This window comes from Leptotrichia sp. OH3620_COT-345 (assembly GCF_003932895.1).
Lineage (GTDB): Bacteria > Fusobacteriota > Fusobacteriia > Fusobacteriales > Leptotrichiaceae > Pseudoleptotrichia.
In genome coordinates this window covers 1-205 of record NZ_RQYW01000244.1, presented here as the reverse complement: position 1 = coordinate 205, position 205 = coordinate 1, and the positions used below count along the sequence as shown (strand labels likewise).

Sequence of the window (205 nt, the reverse complement as noted above, 5' to 3'; positions counted from 1 at the left end):
TTCTTTCGTATGGAAATACATTTGTATTTAGTTTTGGACTATTTGATAAACCTTTATCTGTATACTTTCCATTAGTATAATCTTTTAATAATTCTTCTTTGTTATATTTATCTTTCGCTTCTAATAAATAAGGACTTTTATCAAGTAGTGCAGGTCCGTTTATTGCCAAGTTTATCTTTAAGCTCTGATCTAAGTCATATAGTTT

The 205-nt window shown here is 26.8% G+C and carries 1 protein-coding gene; it reads right to left on the bottom strand.

The window, feature by feature from the left end; all coding sequences use genetic code 11:
• Window positions 1-205, bottom strand: a 205-nt coding sequence (locus EII29_RS12630; protein WP_158612591.1) for a DNA replication protein, incomplete at both ends; no start/stop codon positions are given.